Annotated in this window: 17 protein-coding genes and 1 tRNA gene; 8 read left to right on the top strand and 10 right to left on the bottom strand. The window is 64.6% G+C overall.

Annotated elements, in window-relative coordinates; all coding sequences use genetic code 11:
• Window positions 1–124 precede the first annotated feature (124 nt).
• The 7 genes from GFD25_RS01755 to GFD25_RS01785 all read right to left on the bottom strand — a co-directional run bounded on the left by GFD25_RS01755 (window position 125) and on the right by GFD25_RS01785 (window position 9,187).
• Window positions 125–1,927, bottom strand: a complete 1,803-nt coding sequence (locus GFD25_RS01755; protein WP_163229369.1) for a proline--tRNA ligase — start codon at window positions 1,925–1,927, stop codon at window positions 125–127.
• Between the two features lie 119 nt (window positions 1,928–2,046).
• Complete coding sequence (locus GFD25_RS01760) at window positions 2,047–4,656, bottom strand: S9 family peptidase (protein WP_163229371.1); 2,610 nt, start codon at window positions 4,654–4,656, stop codon at window positions 2,047–2,049.
• Between the two features lie 63 nt (window positions 4,657–4,719).
• The gene (locus GFD25_RS01765; RefSeq protein WP_239512345.1) at window positions 4,720–5,949 is read right to left on the bottom strand and encodes an App1 family protein; all 1,230 of its coding nucleotides are present in this window, start codon (window positions 5,947–5,949) and stop codon (window positions 4,720–4,722) included.
• Between the two features lie 90 nt (window positions 5,950–6,039).
• Window positions 6,040–6,444 carry a glycine cleavage system protein GcvH gene (gene gcvH, locus GFD25_RS01770; protein WP_338024604.1) on the bottom strand — a complete coding sequence of 135 codons (405 nt, stop codon included), beginning with the start codon at window positions 6,442–6,444 and terminating at the stop codon, window positions 6,040–6,042.
• 42 nt (window positions 6,445–6,486) lie between these two features.
• Window positions 6,487–7,587 carry an NAD(+) diphosphatase gene (nudC, locus tag GFD25_RS01775; protein ID WP_163229375.1) on the bottom strand — a complete coding sequence of 367 codons (1,101 nt, stop codon included), beginning with the start codon at window positions 7,585–7,587 and terminating at the stop codon, window positions 6,487–6,489.
• Window positions 7,588–7,613: 26 nt separating this feature from the next.
• Window positions 7,614–8,504, bottom strand: a complete 891-nt coding sequence (locus GFD25_RS01780) for an alpha/beta fold hydrolase (RefSeq protein ID WP_163229377.1) — start codon at window positions 8,502–8,504, stop codon at window positions 7,614–7,616.
• 56 nt (window positions 8,505–8,560) lie between these two features.
• Window positions 8,561–9,187, bottom strand: a complete 627-nt coding sequence (locus GFD25_RS01785; protein WP_163229379.1) for an NUDIX hydrolase family protein — start codon at window positions 9,185–9,187, stop codon at window positions 8,561–8,563.
• A 187-nt stretch (window positions 9,188–9,374) separates the two neighbouring features.
• On the opposite strand from GFD25_RS01785, the gene trxA reads away from it, so the two are divergent.
• The 7 genes from trxA (at window position 9,375) to GFD25_RS01820 (ending at window position 13,784) form a co-directional block, all read left to right on the top strand.
• A complete protein-coding gene (trxA, locus tag GFD25_RS01790) occupies window positions 9,375–9,728 on the top strand; it encodes a thioredoxin (protein WP_163229381.1) in 354 nt (117 codons plus the stop codon).
• Window positions 9,729–9,866: 138 nt separating this feature from the next.
• Window positions 9,867–10,895, top strand: coding sequence for an aggregation-promoting factor C-terminal-like domain-containing protein (locus GFD25_RS01795; RefSeq protein WP_163229383.1), 1,029 nt, complete (start codon window positions 9,867–9,869; stop codon window positions 10,893–10,895).
• 162 nt (window positions 10,896–11,057) lie between these two features.
• Window positions 11,058–11,483 carry a hypothetical protein gene (locus GFD25_RS01800; RefSeq protein WP_239512346.1) on the top strand — a complete coding sequence of 142 codons (426 nt, stop codon included), beginning with the start codon at window positions 11,058–11,060 and terminating at the stop codon, window positions 11,481–11,483.
• Entirely contained in the window at window positions 11,473–11,673 is a 201-nt protein-coding gene (locus GFD25_RS01805) for a helix-turn-helix transcriptional regulator (protein WP_163229384.1), read from the top strand. Before GFD25_RS01800 ends, GFD25_RS01805 begins: the two co-directional genes overlap by 11 nt.
• Window positions 11,674–12,011: 338 nt before the next feature.
• Window positions 12,012–12,509 carry a hypothetical protein gene (locus GFD25_RS01810; protein WP_163229386.1) on the top strand — a complete coding sequence of 166 codons (498 nt, stop codon included), beginning with the start codon at window positions 12,012–12,014 and terminating at the stop codon, window positions 12,507–12,509.
• Window positions 12,510–12,614: 105 nt separating this feature from the next.
• On the top strand, window positions 12,615–13,154 hold the full coding sequence (locus GFD25_RS01815; protein ID WP_163229388.1) for an arsenate reductase/protein-tyrosine-phosphatase family protein: 540 nt from the start codon (window positions 12,615–12,617) through the stop codon (window positions 13,152–13,154).
• Between the two features lie 195 nt (window positions 13,155–13,349).
• Window positions 13,350–13,784 carry a hypothetical protein gene (locus GFD25_RS01820; RefSeq protein WP_163229390.1) on the top strand — a complete coding sequence of 145 codons (435 nt, stop codon included), beginning with the start codon at window positions 13,350–13,352 and terminating at the stop codon, window positions 13,782–13,784.
• Window positions 13,785–13,893: 109 nt separating this feature from the next.
• Here GFD25_RS01820 and GFD25_RS01825 read toward each other — a convergent pair whose 3' ends face one another.
• Window positions 13,894–15,216 (bottom strand): hypothetical protein, encoded by a 1,323-nt coding sequence (locus GFD25_RS01825; RefSeq protein ID WP_163229392.1) that lies wholly within the window; start codon window positions 15,214–15,216, stop codon window positions 13,894–13,896.
• A 380-nt stretch (window positions 15,217–15,596) separates the two neighbouring features.
• Window positions 15,597–16,160 (bottom strand): excalibur calcium-binding domain-containing protein, encoded by a 564-nt coding sequence (locus tag GFD25_RS12455; protein ID WP_163229394.1) that lies wholly within the window; start codon window positions 16,158–16,160, stop codon window positions 15,597–15,599.
• Between the two features lie 453 nt (window positions 16,161–16,613).
• On the opposite strand from GFD25_RS12455, the gene GFD25_RS01835 reads away from it, so the two are divergent.
• Window positions 16,614–16,686 (top strand) — tRNA-Asn (locus GFD25_RS01835).
• 771 nt (window positions 16,687–17,457) lie between these two features.
• On the opposite strand, the gene GFD25_RS01840 is transcribed toward GFD25_RS01835, so the two are convergent.
• A complete protein-coding gene (locus tag GFD25_RS01840) occupies window positions 17,458–18,915 on the bottom strand; it encodes an LCP family protein (protein ID WP_163229396.1) in 1,458 nt (485 codons plus the stop codon).
• Window positions 18,916–18,934: the final 19 nt, after the last annotated feature.

Genomic DNA, 18,934 nt, shown 5'->3' on the forward strand with positions numbered 1-18,934 from the left:
CCACAACCGCGCACACGCCCGACGGCCTCCCGACAACGAAAAGGTCCCCTGCCTCGCAAGGCAAGGGACCTTCCAACGGGACTACGCCGTCACCCGACGACGGCCGGCGTGGCGGCCGACGACGTCACAGACGGTCGACGATCGCGGCGAGCGCGTCGGCGACCGGCACGGCGACGGAGTTCTCGCCGTTGCGGTCACGCACTTCGATCGTGCCGTTGTTGACCGTGTCGCGGCCGGCGACGGCGATCAGCGGCACGCCGATCAGTTCGGCGTCCTTGAACTTGACGCCCGGCGACACCTTCTTGCGGTCGTCGTAGATGACCTCGACGCCGCGCGCCTCAAGATCGGCGACGAGCTTCTCGGCGGCGTCGAACGCGGCCGCGTCCTTGCCGGTGGCCACGACGTGCACCTGGGCCGGCGCGATCACGGACGGCCACGCAAGGCCCTTCTCGTCGTGATGCGTTTCGGCGACGCACGCGAGCACGCGGCTCACGCCGATGCCGTAGCAGCCCATCCACACCGGCACGGCCTTGCCGTTCTGGTCGAGAACCTTGAGGTCAAGCGCCTTGGAGTACTTGAGACCGAGCTGGAACACCTGGCCGATCTCCACGCCGCGTTCGAAGCTCAGCGGGCCGGATCCGTCCGGGCTCATGTCGCCGTGGCGCACCTCGACGGCCTCCACCACGCCGTCGGCCTTGAAATCGCGGCCGTAGACGAGGTTGTAGTAGTCGACCTCATGCTCGTCGGCGCCGGTGAACCATGCGGAACCCTTGACGACGTGAGCATCCACGAGGTAGCGCAGCGGCTCCTTGACGCCGGCGGCTTCGGCCTGCGGGCCGAGCACCATCGGCCCGATGTAGCCCGGCACGAGCTCCGGATGCGCCTTCAGATCCTCTTCGGTGGCCTCCTCCAGCTCGGCCGGCGCGAACTGCGCCTCGAGACGCTTCATGTCGACCGTGCGGTCGCCCGGCACGCCGACGACGATGATCTCGCGCCACGGCTCGTCATGCTCCGCGTCCTCCGGATGCTTGACGGCGATCACCACGTTCTTGAGGATGTCGGACGCCTCCCACGAACGGCCGTCCGCACGCGGGTGGTCGGCGTTGGCGCGTTCGATCATCTTGTCGATGGTCTTCGCGTCCGGCGTGGCCTCCTTGGAGGCGGCCGGGGTCGCGGAAGCGTCGATCTCGGGCAGTTCGGGCGTGTGCAGCGCCTCGACGTTCCACGCCTTGCCGGACGGGGCGAGAGCGAACGTGTCCTCGCCGATCGGCATCGGGGCGAGGAACTCCTCGGACGCGGAGCCGCCCATCGGGCCGGACATCGCGAACACCGGCACGTACTTGAGGCCGATGCGCTGGAACACGCGCTCGTACGCGCCGCGCTCGTCCATGTACGCCTTGCGCATGCCCTCCTCGTCCACGTTGAACGAGTAGGCGTCCTTCATCACGAACTCGCGGCCGCGGATCAGGCCGGCGCGCGGACGGAACTCGTCGCGGTACTTGGTCTGGATCTGGTACAGCACGACCGGCAGGTCCTTGTACGACGAGTACATGTCCTTGACCAGCAGCGTGAACATCTCCTCGTGCGTCGGCGCAAGCAGATAGTCGGCCTGGTGACGGTCCTTGAGACGGAAGATGTTGTCGCCGTACTCCTCCCAGCGGTGGGTGGCCTCGTACGGTTCGCGCGGCAGCAGCGCCGGGAAGTGCACTTCCTGCGCGCCGATGCCGGCCATCTCCTCGCGGATGATCTCCTCGATCTTGTTCAGGACGCGCAGGCCGAGCGGCAGCCAGGTCCAGATGCCGGGCGCGGCCTTGCGGATGTATCCGGCGCGCTGCAGCAGTTTCGCGGAATCGACGTCCGCGTCGGCGGGGTCCTCGCGCAGCGTGCGCAGGAACAGGGTAGACATACGAAGTGCTTTGGAACTCATGGGTTCCAAGGTACTCAATCAAGGGGACTAGCGGGCCCGCCGGCCGCACGACGGCGCGGCCGGCTGGGGCACGGTCCGGCAAAACCGGCGCGCCCGCGAACCGGCGCGGCCCGTCGCGTTCAGTGCATGATGTTCATCACGCTCAGGCACCATGCGTTCTCGTAGGAGACCTCCTCCCACTGCTTGTAGCGTCCGGTGGTGCCGCCGTGGCCGGCCTCGACCTCGATCTTGACGATCGCGTCCACGCCCGCAGATTGCAGCCGCGCCACCCATTTGAGCGGTTCGACGACCAGCACGCGCGTATCGTTCATCGACGTGGTCACGAAGATGCGCGGGAATGTCGGCCTCGCGGAATCGACGGAACCGCCGGAACCGGAAGGACCGGAGGAACCGTCCGGCCCGCCGGCCGAGGCACCGTCGCCTTCCGGCGCGTTTTCATATGGCGTATACGACTTCATATAGCGGTATACGTCGGCGTCGTGCAGCGGATCGCCCCACTCGTCCCATTCGGTCACGGTCAGCGGCAGCGACGGGTCGAGGATCGAGGTGAGCGCGTCCACGAACGGCACGTCCGCCTCGATGCCGGCGAACCGGTCGGGCGCCATGTTGGCCACGGCGCCCATGAGCAGGCCGCCGGCCGAACCGCCGTTCGCCACGGTCCGATGCGGACTGGCCAGACCGGCCTCCTGCAGCGCGACGGTCGCGTCCACGAAATCCTCGAACGAATGCTTCTTGTTGAACCGGCGTCCCTGCTCGTACCACGCGCGGCCCATCTCGCCGCCGCCGCGGATATGCGGGACCGCGTACAGCACGCCGCGGTCGAGCATGCTCAGCCGGGCCACGGAGAAGCCCGGATCGGAGCTGATCTCGTACGCGCCGTAGCCGGTGATGAACATGGCCGATTCGGACACCGGGATGTCGCGCCGCCAGGCCAGCGACACCGGAATCTGCTCTCCGTCGCGCGCGGTGATCCACACGCGGCGTTCCATGTAGTCGCGCGGATCGAAATCGCCGAGCACGGTGGCGCGCTTGAGCAGCCGGTCCTCGCCGGTGGCGGGATCGATGTCGTGCAGTTCTCCCGGCCGCGTGTAGCTGGAGAACGAGTAGCGTATGCGCGGCGCCTGATACGAGGGGTTGCCGCCCGAACCGATCGAGTACAGCCGCCGCGTCTCGCCGGGCAGCAGGTCGTCGGCCGCGCCGTCCCATGTCGTCACCATGTGCGGATGCCCGTCCGCACTGTCAGACCCGGCAACGCCGGCCCCAGCAGCACCATTGCCCTCAACAATGCCGGCACCGTCAACGCCGCGTGCCCCGTGATGCGGGTGCGGACCGGCCGCATCATCGCCCGTCTCGGCCTCGTCGGCCGCCAGGTCGGCGTCCCAATCGTCCTTCAACGCCGGCGGCACCAGCTCGCGGAACGTCCACGGACGCCCGGCCAGAAAATCGCGCGCCGCCTGATCCTTGGTCATGATCGCAACACGCGGCAGGCCGTCGGTGCGATATGCCAGCGACACGAAATGCCGGTACATGGCGATGCCCTCGATCGCCAGACCATGCGCGCCCTGCAGGATCGTCGGATTGACCGGGTTATAGTACGCCTCGCCGATCCGGCGCGTGGACGAGCCGGCCTCGAACCCGTCGCCCCGCTCGCAGCCGTACGGCGAGCCGACGGCCACGCGCGCCCCTTCGCCGAGCCGGTACGGCGGCTCGTGGCCGCGCATGTCGATCACGTCGATCTCGAAGTTCGGGTTGAACGCGTTGTGGTACACGATGGCCAGCGGAATGTCTTCGCCGCCATCGCCCGCACCTTCGAAACAGGCGAAGCTCACGTCGTATTCGATGTCGTCCTGGCGCGGGATGAACACCGAGAACTCGCCTTCGGGCGTGTCCACAGGCAGCATCCACACTTCGGTCGTGGTTTTGGAACCGGTGCCGATCACGATGTTGCGTTCGTCGAAGCTCATGCCCACGCCGACCCAGAAGCGCTCGTCCGTCTCGTGATACACCTCGACGTCCGTCTCGACCGGCGTGCCGACTCGATGCCTCCACACCGCATACGGGCGCCACGCATCGTCGACGAGCACGTAGAACACCCATTTGCCGTCCGGCGTCAGGCTCGCCCCGCCGATGCCGGCCAGCGTTTCGGGCAGTTCGTCGCCGGTGTCGAGGTCGCGGATGCGGAAATCGTAGCGTTCGTCGCCGCTCGTGTCCACGCCGTACAGCATCCAGCGGCCGTCATGGCTGAGTTCCAGTCCGCCGAGCCGGAAGAAGTCATGGCCTTCGGCCTCGCGGTTCGCGTCGAAGATCACCTGCTCGCCGGGCAATGATCCCGGCTTCGAGGATGCGTCCACCACGGGCGGGTCCCAATCGTCCTCGCCGCGCACCGGCATGCGGCATTGCAGCCCGTACTGGCTGCCTTCGAGGGTGCGTGCGAAATACCAATAGTCGTTCATGCGGGTAGGCACCGACATGTCGGTCTGCTGGATGTGTGATTTCAGTTCGTCGAACAGGGTGCGGCGCAGCCCGGCGAGCGGCGCCATGCGCGTCTCGCAGTAGGCGTTCTGCGCGGCGACGTACTCGCGCACGTCAGGCGAGTCCTTGTCTCTCATCCACTCGTACGGATCGATGAACGTGTCGCCGTGGAATGTGCGCGCATGGGGCACTTGTTTGGCGACGGGGGGCCGCGGCGTCGCGGGCCGGCCGTCGGCGTATTGCTCTTCGTCGGTCATGAGCGACCATTGTAGTGGCCGCCGTGCCGTAGCGACGCCCGGAGACGCCGGGCAGGCCATGCGCTAGGCCATGCGCTGTTTCAGATAGGGCAGCATCGTCTTCATGAGGTTCGCGCCGGTCGTGCCCGTGAACACCGGGACGTCGGTGACGGGCATCGGCTGGGTGGACGTGGTGCCCACCATCGACGAGATCGGCGAGTATTCGCGCGGGGACAGCTGGCGGATGCCGATGGCGATGATGCGTCCCGGGTAGCGTCGCGTGATCGTCGCGTACGTGGTCGGATCCTTCTGGCCGTCGTCGCCGATGAGGATGAACTTCATGTCCGGGAAGTCCGCCATGAGCTGTTCGGCGAATTCGAGCTTGTGCTGCGGGCCGGTCGGCACGAACGTCTTCGGACGCGGGTCGAGGTCGCGCAGCAGCAGCGGTCCTTCCGGGAATCCGTGGTCGGCGATGAAGTGGCGGATCGAGCTTTCGACGTTCCACGGCGAGGTGGACAGGTAGAAGAACGGCGCGTCCGGGTACAGGTCGGCGAGCTTGGTGAACAGCACGCTCATGCCCGGCACCGACGCCTTCTTCTTCGGGTTGAGGAACAGCAGGTTGTACGCTGCCTTCCACAATGTGGGCGCCTGCGTGATCATGATCGTGTCGTCCACGTCCGAGATGATGCCGACCTTGGCGCCTGACGGGATGGTGAACAGGTTCGATTCGACCGCGCGCCGGCGTTCGACCTGATAGGAGACGCGGTGCACGCCCGGCTCCAGCCGGTGCTCGGCCACGAGATCGAGGTATCCGCTCATGTCGGAGATCGCGTATTCGCTGCCGCGGTCGCGCGCGTGGTCGATGCGGTCGTAGGTTTCCGACTGGCCGACCTGCACGGTTTCCAACGGCATGCCGTCGATGGAAATACGCACCTGGCGATGCGGCGCGGGCACGGCGAGCATGCCGCGGATGCCGCGCGTGAGCGCCCCCGAACGGGCGCGGGCCGGCGCGTAGACGGTGCGGCAGATCAGTCGCGAGTAGTCTTCGGTGCCGTACCCGACGTACGGTTCGACGTTCGGATACCAGCCCCAGCTGGTCACGGCCGGCGTGGACAGTTTCAGCCAGGCGCCGAACACGCGCGTGATCACGCGGCGCAGCGCGCGCACGGGCAGCGGCTTGTTCTCGATGCGCTCGTGCCTGGACGCGGCGTCGAACGTGGTGACGACCGTGCGCGCGGGAATCGGCACGGTCGCCATATCGTCATCGTCGCGTGCGACCTCGTCGTCTGCTGATTGCTGCTGTACCCTGCTCATACCGCTTACTATACGGTTCTCAACTGACCGTCCGGTTACGCGCGGCCGAACGCACTAGCGTGCGGACGGCGGCTCGGTCGAAGGCGTCCGTCAGCGGATCGTCTTCGCGTACTCGGCGGCGTCGAGCAGCTCCGGCTCGTCGTCGTCCAGCTCGATCTTGAGCAGCCAGCCTTCGCCGTACGGATCGTTGGTGATGACGCTCGGATCGTCGGACGCCTCGCGGTTGACGTAGCGCACTGTGCCGGACACCGGGCTGATCAGCGGCTGCACGGCCTTGGACGATTCGAGTTCGACGATCTCGTCGCCGGATTCGACGCGGTCGCCCGGCTCGGGCAGGTCGACGAACACGAGTTCGCCCATCTGCTCGGCCGCATACTCGGTGATGCCGATGATCGCGGGGGACACGGATTCGTCCACCCAGGCGTGCTCTTCCGAATACGACAGGTGGTCCGGGATGTCGAGGTTCTCTGGGGCTTCGTTTTCGCTCATGGTCACCAGCCTACCGCACCGAACGGGCAATGCGGGCCGCCGTCGGGGCTACAGTTCGCGGCCGTACCACTCCTCGATCATGTACCGCGCGATCGTGGCCTTGCCCGGCGCGATCATGCGGCCGGAGACCAGCTCGTGCATGTACTCGTCACGCGTGACCCAACGCGCGGTCTTCGTCTCCTCGCCGTCGACGTGCACGTCGGTGGTGACGGCCTGCGCCTTGAACGCCATCATGAGCGAAGCCGGGAACGGCCACGGCTGCGAGCCGAGATACTTGACCGCGCCGAGCGTGAGCCCGACCTCCTCCTTGGCCTCGCGACGCACCGCATGTTCGAGGTTCTCGCCGGCCTCGACGAAACCGGCGGACACCGAATACAGCCGGGCGTCCTTCCACGCGACGTTGTGCTGAAGCAGCAGACGGTCGTCGCCGTCCACGATCGCGGTGATCACGGCCGGTTCGACGCGCGGGAACAGCAGGCGGCGCCCGTCGGCATCGCTCGTGCAACGTTGCGCCCAGCCGCCCATCGCGGTTTCGACCGGCGCGCCGCAGGTCGGGCAGAACCGCTGCCGCGTATGCCAGATGCTCAGCGAGATCGCGCTCGTGGCCTGCCCGGCCTCGCGCGGGGTGGCGTGCGGGGCGAAACCGCGCAGATCGACCCAATCAAAACGCGTGACCGCCTGTTCGAGCAGACTCGGCCGGGCTGTCGCGCGCGATTGCGCGGCATCATGCTCGTCGAAGGCGTCGTCCGCACCGGTGCCGGCCGAATCCGGCACGACGGCGGACGTCGCGGACGCGGGAACCTCGGGAAGCCGCGTGACGTCGACGGCGATCACATGCTCGTTGCGCTCGCCGCCGTATCCGCCGAGGAACATGGCGACCGCGGCCGGGTGCGACGCCAGTTCGGCGCGTACGTATGCGCCGGGCAGCGTCGCCAGCCGCATGCGCACGTTCTCGTAGTCGACGATGCCGCCCTGGCCCTTGGGCACGGCGATGCGGCCGGCGCGCGTGAGGATGACCTTGGTCGACGGCTCGGACAGGAGCGTGTCGATCAGGCCGTCCTCGCCGCGGCGTTCGGTCTGGTAGTCGATGTCGCCCTGCGCCAACGGCAGGAACGGAAGCGCCTGGGTGAGCGCCAATGGTGAGAACATGGCAGCGGATTCCTTTCGTTCGACGGTCACGCGACCGCTCGGTTGGCCTGCGCGTCCGGGGTCTGCGAGGCCCTGCGCATGAGTGTCGTCAGCGCCGCGGCGACCGTGGCGGGATGTTCGACCGCGCTGAAATGGCCGCAGTCGTCGACCAGCGTGTACGCGGCCTCGGTGCCGGTCATCGCGTCGGCGATCGTGCGCATCCGCGTCTCGTCGGCGAACGGGTCCTTGTCGCCGCAGATCACGGCGGCCGGCGCGTGCACCAGCGACAGCTGGTCGTTCAGGTCGGGCCGGCCCGCGGCCATGCGCTGACGCCAGGCGATGCCCTCCGGCCGCTGTTCGCGGATCCACCGCGCGAACAGCGCCTTGCCGGCCTCGGACCGTTTGAAGCTCGAATCGGATTCGGTCGCGTCGGCGAAATGCATCACCGGCTCGACCGACCGCGTCCGCTCGCAGGTTTCGGCCACGCGCACGCGGTTCGCCCGCTGCGTCGGCGTATCGGCGTCGCCCTTCGTGTCGCACATCGCGAATCCGGCGACCGCGTCCGGGTGACGCCGCTGGATGTCGAGGATCACGTAGCCGCCCATCGACAGTCCGGCCCATACGGCGTGCTTGTATCCGGCCTCGTGCAGCAGGTCGACATACGCGTCGGCCAGCAGGTCGAGCGCATGGTCGTACGCGCCGTCCGGAGCCTGTCCGCCGGCAGCGGCCACGTCCGGGATCGGCCCGTCGCCCGCGCCGGGCATGTCGGGTGCCCAGACGGCGAACGGCGTCATGCCAGCCGCGTCGGACTGGCGGATGATCTCGGCCGCGCAGTCGTCCCACATGCGGTGGTCGACCGGGAACGCGTGGACCAGCACCAGCGGGACGGTGCCGCTCTCGCCCGCGCGATACACGGTGTTCTTGAGTTCGATGGTCATGACAAATCCCCCTTGGTTGCGCGGATCCGTTCGAAGACCCGCGATCGGCGCGCCGGTCAGTTGCCGAGCCACGCCAGCGCGCGGCGCACGATGTCGCCGTGGCCATTGGTCATCTGCGCGATGAACGTCTCCATCAGGTCACCGTGCGGATCGACCCATTCCACGTCGAGCGTCTCGTCCTGCGGCTTGCAGTCGCCCGCGATCGGCACCACATAGCACAGCGCGATCGCATGCTGGCGCGGATCGTAGTACTCGCTCATGCCCGGCGTTGGGAAGAACTCGGCCACGCAGAACGGCTGCAGGCTCTGCGGCAGCACCGGCAGCGCGATGTCGCCCAGATCCTTGGCCACGTTGCGGGCGATCGCCTCGCGCAGCGACTCGTGGAACAGCACACGACCGGTGATCAGCGTGCGTTCGATCGAACCGTCGTCCGCCACGCGCAGCAGCGAGCCGACCTGCGCGACGCGTCCCAGGTCGTCGGTGCGCACCGGCACGATCTCCACGTACGCGATCGGCATCTGCCGCCGCGCGCGGTCGATGTCGGCGCGGCCGAGCCATCCGGGCGGGTTGCCGTGGCCCGTGCCGCGGATGAAATCCTCGGGCGTGATGTTGTCGAATTCGCCGCGACGGCGTCCCGCGTCGAAATCGCCCTCGTCGGGCACCTCATCATTCATGACTGGCATGCTTCCCATTATCGCCCCGGATAGGTGACACGGCGCGCGGCGCACCGATCCGGCGCGCGATTCGGCTCTGGGTGGAAGCGTTCGCCCGAACCGTGGGCGCGGTGCCGGGGTACGGTTATTGTCGTAACGAAGAACATTATTCGTATACAAGTCATTCGTATACAGGACGAGACGAAGGGAGTCCGCCGTGGCAACCGTTGCGATCAATACGCAGGATTTCGAGCAGACGCTGAACGACCACGAACTGGTGTTCGTCGATTTCTGGGCGACGTGGTGCGGCCCGTGCCGCGCGTTCGGCCCGATCTTCGAAAAGGCCAGCGAGGAGCATCCGGACATCGTGTTCGCCAAGGTCGACATCGACGCGAACCAGGATCTGGCCATGGCCGCCGGCATCCAGGCGGTGCCGACGCTGCTGATCGCCAAGAACGGCCAGGTGGTGTTCAAGCAGGCCGGCGCGCTGCGCGCTTCCGATCTCGACGATCTGATCGAGCAGGCGAAGAACCTGGACGTGTCGGCCGACGACGGGCAGGGCAACGACTGAGCGGACGGACTGCCGGTGACGGGCGGCGCTTTCGGGCCGTAACGTCCGACGTCAACTTCACCGGCTACACTGGACGTCAGTTTGCCGTTCAACGCCGAAAGGCGAGGCAATGCATTATCCGAGCGTCAAGGAGCACTTTTGGCCAATCATCGCAGGCACACGCCGACACTGAGATCCCTGAGCAAGCGTCAATGGGCGAAATTCGGGGCGATCGTGGCGGCCGTGGGCATGCTGGCCGGAGCCGGCGTCATCTCGCGCAACTTCTATGTGGCAGAGCATGTCAACGCCGCGGCGCCGCAGGTGACGGCGTATTCCGCCACCGATCCGGACGCGCTTGAGGTCTCCCGCGGCCAGACCCGTTCCGACCTGCGCGGCGCCGACAAGGACACCACGTATGTCACGGTGAAGATCAACGGCCAGTCCCGCACCGTGCTCGACTCCGATTTCACCGACGTCAAGTCGGTGCTGGACGCGGGCGACATCACGTTGGAACCGGACGACAAGGTCACGCCGGCGCTCACCGCATCGGTGAGCGAGTCCACGGTGATCACGATCGAACGCGCCGGCACGCAGGTCGAGACGAAGGACGAGCCGATCGCGTTCAACGAGGTGCGCAAGGAGACCGCCGACCTGCCGAAGGGCACCGAGAAGGTGGAGACCGAGGGCGAGAAGGGCGTGATGGAGACGACGAGCCTCGTCACGCGTTCCGGCGGACAGGTCATTTCCTCGAACGTGTTCACGTCGTACGTGAAGAAGGCCCCGGTCGACAAGGTGATCCTCGTGGGCACCGGCGAATCGTCCTCCTCGTCATCGTCCTCGTCGTCCGACACGGCGACGTCCACGGACATCGGCACGACCACGCCGGTCGGCGACATGCAGCAGTGGGCACATGACTATCTGCTGGACAACGGTTACACGGAGGCCGATTTCACGGCGACCGCGTACATCATCAACCACGAGTCCGGCTGGCGCGTGAACGCCACGAACGCCAGCTCGGGCGCGTACGGTCTTGCGCAGGCGCTGCCGGGCAGCAAGATGGCCTCGGCCGGCTCCGACTGGGCCACGAACTACCAGACGCAGCTCAAGTGGTTCTGGGGCTATTGCGAAAGCAGGTACGGCTCCATTCAGGGCGCGTACGCGTTCTGGCTGGCCAATCACTGGTACTGATCCCGTACCGGTTCTGATTTTCGGGTTTCGCACAAGGCGGACGTTCCCTTCGGAGCGTCCGCCTTGTGTCGTTGCGGGCCATGACCCCTTTCCCGGGACGCACGTTCCCCCGTTTTCGTGCTAGGTTACATAGTTGTACCGTCCACACAACGGGAGGCAGCCATGACGTTCAACCGATACATCGCGTTCAGGATGGTCACCGAACTGATCGGCGCGATCGCCTGCATCACGCAGGTGTTCCGCAACGACAACCTCAACGGCATCATCATCACCGGCATCATCGCGCTCGTGTGGGTCGTCGGGGAGATCTGGACGGTGATGGTGTTCAACCGGGACAACCCTCGTACCGACGAGTTGAGCGACAAGCACCAGTATGCTGCCTACCGCTTCGCGCTGCTGGCGTTGGTGATCGCGCTGACGGTCATCGGCTTCGCCGGTATGCTGTACACGCTGGTCACGAAGACACCGATCATGGTCGGGCCGATGATGCTGCCGAGCCTGGCGATGCTGGCGCTGTCCGTGGCCGACGCGCGCTACCTGTGGCTTGAGCACGACGGCTTCGCCGGCGGTGATGACGATGAGGACTAATTTGAAGATGCGCCGCATGGAACGCGGCATGAAGCAGGCCGATCTCGCCGATCTGGTCAACGTGCGCCGCGAGACGATCGGGCGGCTCGAACAGGGGCAATACTGCCCGTCGCTGCGTCTGGCGATGGACATCGCGAAGATCTTCGACACCACCGTGGAGGACCTGTTCAGCTTCGACGACGAGGAGTAGGAGGGGTCTCGGGGAGGCGCTCTCCGGGATTCCACGATATGGCCGTCGAATGGTTCGGGCGTGTCGCAGGGCAAAAAAGAGAGGAATTCATCGGGGGTTCATCCGAGAACCGCTATTTTCTAACGGTTTCCACGAAAATGGCGGAAATTTGCCGGGTGACAACGCTGTCACACCATGTGCGGGCATTGTCACATGATGTGATCACGTTGTCACATACCCCCGAATTGTCCTGAGAAAAAGATCAATAGGGGGTGTATAGTCCCTTTTCAGACATCAGGAACAGACAGGAATCCGCTCCGGTGTCTGGACTGCAAGACTGTATTTGTGGAGGTTTGATTATGAAGAAGAAGATCGTGGCCGTGCTGGCCGCCATCGCCGCCGTGTTTGGTTTTGGTTTCGCTTCGAACGCCGCTATGGCTGACCCGTACGGCGGCACCGGCGTGGTGTCCGGCTCCGTGGTGACCTACACCTTCGAGAAGCTGACCCCGAACACCTACTACGACGTCTACGCCGATGACACTTACGTCGAGAGCGTCGCCCAGGTCACTTACAAGAGCTTCGGTTCCTTCAAGTCCGACGACAACGGCGTGCTGAAGGTCAAGTTCACCCTGAAGGCTGGCGTCAAGGCCGGTACCGTCATCAAGGCCGACCTGCAGAAGGACGGCGCCGTCGTGGCTTCCGCGACCGCCACCGTTCCGGCTACTGGCGAGGGCGAGGCCTCCAACAACGAGCTGGGCAACACCGGCGCCGCCATCGCTCCGTACGCCGTGGCCGTGGCCCTGCTGGCCGCCGCCGGCGTGGCCGTCTTCGCCGTGCGCAAGACCAACGCCCGCTGAATCCGTTCGGCTTAGGCTGATCTGAATATCACGAAGACCCCGGGTCCGCCCGGGGTCTTTTTGCATGCCGTCCCGTCGCATGCCCGTTCACGTAAGGTGGTTCCCATGAAGATCCTGTTCGTCTGCACCGGCAACATCTGCCGCTCCCCGATGGGCGAGCTGCTGCTCCCCCGCTATCTCAACGATCCCGGTATCGTCGCCGACAGCGCCGGTACGCGCGGTCTCGACGCCCACGCCATCGACCCGTCCAGCGCCAAGCTGATGGAACAGGCCGGCATCGACCCGAGCACGTTTCGTTCCAAGCGCATCACGCCGCAACTCGCGGACGGCGCGGACCTGATCCTGTGCTTCGAACCGCATCAGCGGCAGGACATCTCGACGATCGCCCCGCGCGCCAGCCGCCGCACGTTCCTGCTGCCCGATTTCGCGAACATGTGCGCCTACTGCGCCGGGCAGGGTTTCATCACCGGCGCCACGCGGCAGGAGCGGCTCGAATCGGTGATCGACAACGCGTCGATGATCCGGCCGATGCTGCCGGAGCCCATGTCCATCGAGGATCCTCATCGCAAGGATTTCCCTGTGTTCCAGAAGGCCTACGACCAGATCTGCCGCGCCCTGACCATCATCGCCAAGGCGACCGCGTGACGGTTCGTGATAATTCGCGACGATATTCGCCGGTATTGATCCATGCTTTTCGTCGGATCAATACCGACTTTTTCATGTTTTTATGTCATTGCGAACAGTTTTTTATGAATATTTGACGATTTTCATGCTCGATAATGGCATAATAATTATTGAATCAGTTATCCATGAATCATGTCGCACAATAAGGAGCGCAATATGGCATCGCTGCTGCAGGGATTTGAGGAGGTCCGCCTGGTCAAGCCGGCCGGCAAGACCGTGATGACCGTGACCGCAACGGCCGTGAAGTTCAACAAGGCCACCGCCATCGAACTCGGCTACCCGGCGTACGTGAAGATCCTCATCAACGACAAGACCCGCCAGATCGCCGTCACGCCGACCACCGCGAAGGCCGACAACGCGGTGAAGTTCAGCAAGCCGGAAGGCAAGCAGGCCGCTTCGATCAGCGTCAAGGACGCCGCGGCCGTCACCGCGGTGCTCAAGTACTTCGAACTCGCCGACGCCCCGGAAGGCGAGGTCTCCTATCAGGCGGTCAACGGCACCGTCCACAAGGACGAAAAGGTCGTGATCTTCGACATCGACGGCGCCACCGCCGGCACCATGAAGCGCCGCGGCCGCAAGAAGAGCGAGTAAGGTCTCGATAGGCAGCCCATCGCAGCAAAAAAGGAACGGAAATGATCATCCGTTCCTTTTTTGTTGCCCGTCATCATGCGGGAACGCACGGAGATCGCGGTGGCCGATCCTACCGAACGGAAGGCGCCGGCCGCATCGGTCCACGCGCCAGCGTCTCCGGCTCGGCCACCGCCCACACGAACAACGGGATCGCATAGAACGCGTATCCCTCGAACTGAACATACAGATAAGCGACCAGCACCAGCCAGCACGTCACGGTCTTGTTCCACATGCGCAAGCCCGACACATGGCGGATCAGCAGCACGATCACCACCGCCAAGCCGATCAGGCCGTACTCGGTCAGGAAACTCGTGTACGCGCTCATCGTCCACACCGTGTCCGGCGTCATCCGCGCATACCACGCGGCCGGCGTATTCGCGTCCAAACGTAGCGTCCGCAGTACGTGCACGGACCATGCCGCACCGTCATGCGTGGCATCGGCGATGTTGCCGGCACCGTATCCGGTCAGCAGGTAGATCGGCTGCCGCAGCAGGCCGCACAGCGGCGCCAACGACTGCCATATGCGGGCATAGAACGACCCGTCGCCCTCCATGCCGTTCGCGGCGATGCTGTTGAGACGTCCGTTCAACGCCATGCTGGCCGCCCCAAGCACCATCACCCCGCACAGCTCGGCGATGCCCTGCCGGCGCTGATCGGCGGCATGCCAGCTGGTACGTTCCACGATCACGATCACCAATGCGACCAAAGAGTCGAGAATGATCCGCACGCCCGCGCCCATCACCACCGCGCCAACCGAGAACACGACGATCAGATCACGCAGACGCCTGCGGTAGATGCCATCCCGTCCACGCATCATCCACATCAGCGGCAACAGCACGCCGAACAGGTGCATGCCGATATAGCTCGGCTCGGCGAACAGGAACTGCGGACGTCCGCTTCCCCACGGAGACGACGGCAAACCACCGTACGGGCGCGCCATCAGATGCGTGAAATACGTGCGCACCGAACCGAGATCCAGTCTGATCGCCAGCCACTGCACCACGCCCACGGCAAAGGCGAACCAGTACGCAGCGATCAACGTGCGCACCATGTCCTGCCACGGCAGCCGCTTGCCACGTAGTGCGATGTCCAGCGACGTCAGACACGCGGCCGCGCATACCACCGCCATCAGGCTCGTCAGCGCGGGGACCGGGTGGAACGCGACCGTCGCCCAACCCAAGGCCGACAGGACCACCATGACCAGCGGAGTCAGGCACCAGACGCGGAATCTGCGGTACACGCGCGGCAGCTCGCGCCAATTCGCCGCCGTATACAACAGGAACAGCCATGGCGATATCGGCGTCCAGAACGGAGCGTACAGGCCCAGAACGGTGCCGTCCACCGGCAGCACAATCAACGCCAGATAGAACAGGGCATCGCTGCGATCCGACAACGTGACGAACCGCGTGCGTATCGCGGCCGCAAACGGGGGTATGGCGGACGCTGCGGGCGCGTATGTTCTCCGGGCCGACGGAGTCATCGGTTGCGGCCGGAGGTTGCCGATCGAGGGATTCGGAGATTCTGCGGTATGTCGTACATCAGTCATCGTCGACGATGGTAGCGCACCCTCCATAACGGGTGGATGACGGGCGACGGAAACAGCACCGCATGTTCCTGCGCTTTCCATGACAGGCGTATGCGACGATGCCAGCATCGGATCGCCAGTCACCGTCGCAACATGCGTCCATCGAACATTGCGACGAAATCCTGCCCGACTACCGCAAGGCCGTGTCGCGATGTATGCACCGGCTACCGCCGCAATGCACGTTCTGCTTACTCGCAGGCGACGCCATCACCGTCGCGATCGAGCTTGGACGAATATCCCGGCTGACCACGGTAGATCGGGGCCACTCCCGCCGCGCGAGCCTCGGTGCAGTTCGCGTAATAGGCATTCTGCGAGGGCTGAGGCTGCTGTTGCGCCTGCTGCTGGGCCTGCGCGGCGGCCATCGCCTCCTGTTCGCGCTGCTGCTTTTCCTTTTCGCGCTGAGCGATGTTCTGCTCGCGGGTGTCAAGATCGGATTGGCGCTGATCCTGTTCTTTCTGGCGCTTGTCCTGTTCGCTCTTCTGCTTGTCAAGCGTCTGCTTCTCTTTGTCGAGCGTTTCCTTCTGCTTGTCAAGCTGCTGTTTCTGCTCGTCGAGCTGCTGTCGCAACATGTCCAGATCGTCGACTTGACCGTTCAGGTCGTCAAGTTGATCCTGCACGTCCTGTGTCTGCTCTTGCTGCGACACCAGCTGCTCGTGCAGGTCCTTGTATTCCTGTGTGGTCGTCGGATCGACGGGCGAATGGCCAAGCCCGAATCCGACAAGAAACACGATTACAAACGCGAAGACACGCATGACGATACGTTTCCAGTCACGTTTGACAGCTGAGTCGGAAGCGCCCCGAGGAGCCGGACCGGCAGCCCCGGGCACACCGTTGGCCGGGGCAGCGGTCGGAGGTGCGGGAGGTATGGTCGGGGTTGTAGCGCCGACAGCCGGGGTTGCCGGCGTGGTTCCCGCACCAGCGACGGGCGCCGTCAGGTTGGGTACCGGCCACTGCGGGATTTGCACCGTAGGGGTCTCAGGCTGCTGCTTCTTGCCGAATCCAAACATCATTGTCCTTCTATCCACTTATGTCTCTCATGCGCATAGGCTCGCACCATTCATGGTACGCGGCTTGCCGTTCCCGCGCATGCACCCGAATTCTCCCGTCGTTTACCGCGACACGCCGATTTGCATAAAACGCGAAATTCGCGTATCTTTATTTCTCGTTGCGCTGAGGGGCGTAAGTCCTTGAGAGTGATGAGTTATTCCTGCGTAGCTCAGTTGGCAGAGCATCCGACTGTTAATCGGACGGTCGCTGGTTCAAGCCCAGCCGCAGGAGCTTGATCGGAAGCCTCGGAAATATTTCCGAGGCTTTTTCGTTTTCCGTCGTATGCACGGATATCGTGCGGCCAAGCCACGGGTCGTTAACACGACGCCGTATTGCAACCGCCTCAGCACGTCCCACAAGACCAAACTCTGGTCCATAACACCACGTTTAGTTCCTATAACCCATAACCCCGCTTGTATCGTGCCTGCATGGCCGACGCACACACGCGGGCTGGCTCTCTCCGCCCGCCCTGCGCTCTCCGCCCGATCCCAATCGCGACAGCAGCCTTCATGGGAGCTTGCGCGGTTCTGTATGCACGAATTGCACTTCAATCGTTGCCACGGTGGCTGAATTACGACCGATTCGGTGTACCGGGACAAATTTCCGTGCCACGGTACGCGATTTTCGAGGGTTTGAAGGAACCGTGGCACGGCCCTTTGAGAGGCGACATCGTGCGGTTTTCAGGAATGGCGGTTTTTCAAGGATTTGCGTATTCACGATCTGTCCCGGTACGCCCTTAAATCGATTGATCCGCCTACCGTGGCAAGGCACCGTGCCACGGTAACGTTTTTTCGGACGATTCACGCTACCGTGGCGCGTTTTCTTGCCACGCTACGCAATTCCATAAGAAAACCAACCACCGTGGCACACACAAACGACGCGAGAGACACAGGTACACGAAAACCCACCTCGTCAAGGACACCGGCCGACACGCAAACGGGACCGCCGGCATCAGCCGACGGCCCCGTCATGTCACGCTATCCAGCCATCACACCCGCAACGTCATTTCACGCCGCAGTAAGTGACTTCGATATACCGGTTTGCCAGTCCGATGAACTGGCCGGTCGCCGAATCGCGGATCGCGCCGGTTTCCGGATCGATGATGCCTCCGGTCTCCTTGTCGATCAGAGTGCCGTCCGCAAGGGTCGTCACGCCCGTCTGCGCGTTGTACGTGGAGCCGTCCGACGTGGAACCATCGGCGGACCCGTTCGTGGACGAGTTCGTATCGCCCGAATTGTCGGTCGTATCCCCGGAATTCGTATCGCCGGAGTTATCCGAACCATTCGAATTGTCCGAACCGGAATCCTTCGACGACGAATCCGTCTGGTCGACCAGCGGCTGGTGGTTGCGCAGCTTCTCCCACACGGCCTCCGCACCATCGGCGAGCTGGCTGCGGTTCGCGTCCTGGGTCCACGGCACGACCGGGATCGTCTGCGAGTACAGGTGCGTCATGTCGAAGTCCTTGAGGCTCATGCCGAGACCGGCGAGCGTCATCGCGTCGGCGAGGCTGGCGCTCATCTGCACGGATTCAAGGCCGGCCTTGGCGAGCTGGTAGAGCTCGCTGGTCTGCGTGAAGTAGTTCTTCGACAGCGCTGTGCTGATGATCTTCTTGATGAGATACTGCTGCCTGGTGGTGCGCATCGTGTCGGAACCGTCGGTTCCGGTGGCGTGACGCGTGCGCGCGTACTGCGTCGCCGTGGCGCCGTCCAGGTGGTTCATGCCGCGCTTGAGGTTGAGGTTCGTGTACGAGTCGACCATGTCGGTCGGCAGGCAGATGTCCACGCCGCCGATCGCGTCGATCATCTTCACCAGGCCGGCGAAGTCGATGACCATGAAGTTCGTGATGTCCATGCCGCTCATGTAGTTGACCGCATTGAGCGTGCAGCTGGCCGCCGACGCGACGTCGCCGCCGATCGAATACGCGTTCGCGAAGATCGAGTTGAACTGCACGGAATACTGCGCGGGGATCTCGCCGTTCGTGGTCTGGCAGCTCGGCGTGTCGACCATGAGGTCGCGCGGCAGCGAGACGAGGTTGATCGTCTTGCGGTCGGCGGAGATCTGCATGATCAGCACCGTATCGGAGTTGTGCAGGTTCTGGGTGTAGGCGTCGTCGCCGCCGATGGCCGTATTGCCGCCGCCGTCACGCGTGTCCTGTCCGATGAGCAGGATGTCGATCGCCTGGTTCGCATACGGGTCGATGAGCTTGTTCGCCTCTTCCGCGCTCTTGCCGCTGGTTCCCTGCTTGATGACAGGGACCTTGCCGTCGTCGATGGTCTTGCTGATGTCCGCATACGTCGCCGCGGCGAACGTGCCCACGAACGCCAGCACCGCCACGATGGCAAGGCTGATGCCGGTGAATACCTTGTGGGTCGCCCGGTATCCGAGGGTATGATGCGGCATGTTGGAACGACGCCAGCCCAGATTGGGCAGATCCGCCACATGCTCGGGTCGTCTGGCCATACGTCACCTTCCTGACCTT

It is taken from the genome of Bifidobacterium aerophilum, assembly GCF_010667685.1.
Classification (GTDB): domain Bacteria; phylum Actinomycetota; class Actinomycetes; order Actinomycetales; family Bifidobacteriaceae; genus Bifidobacterium; species Bifidobacterium aerophilum.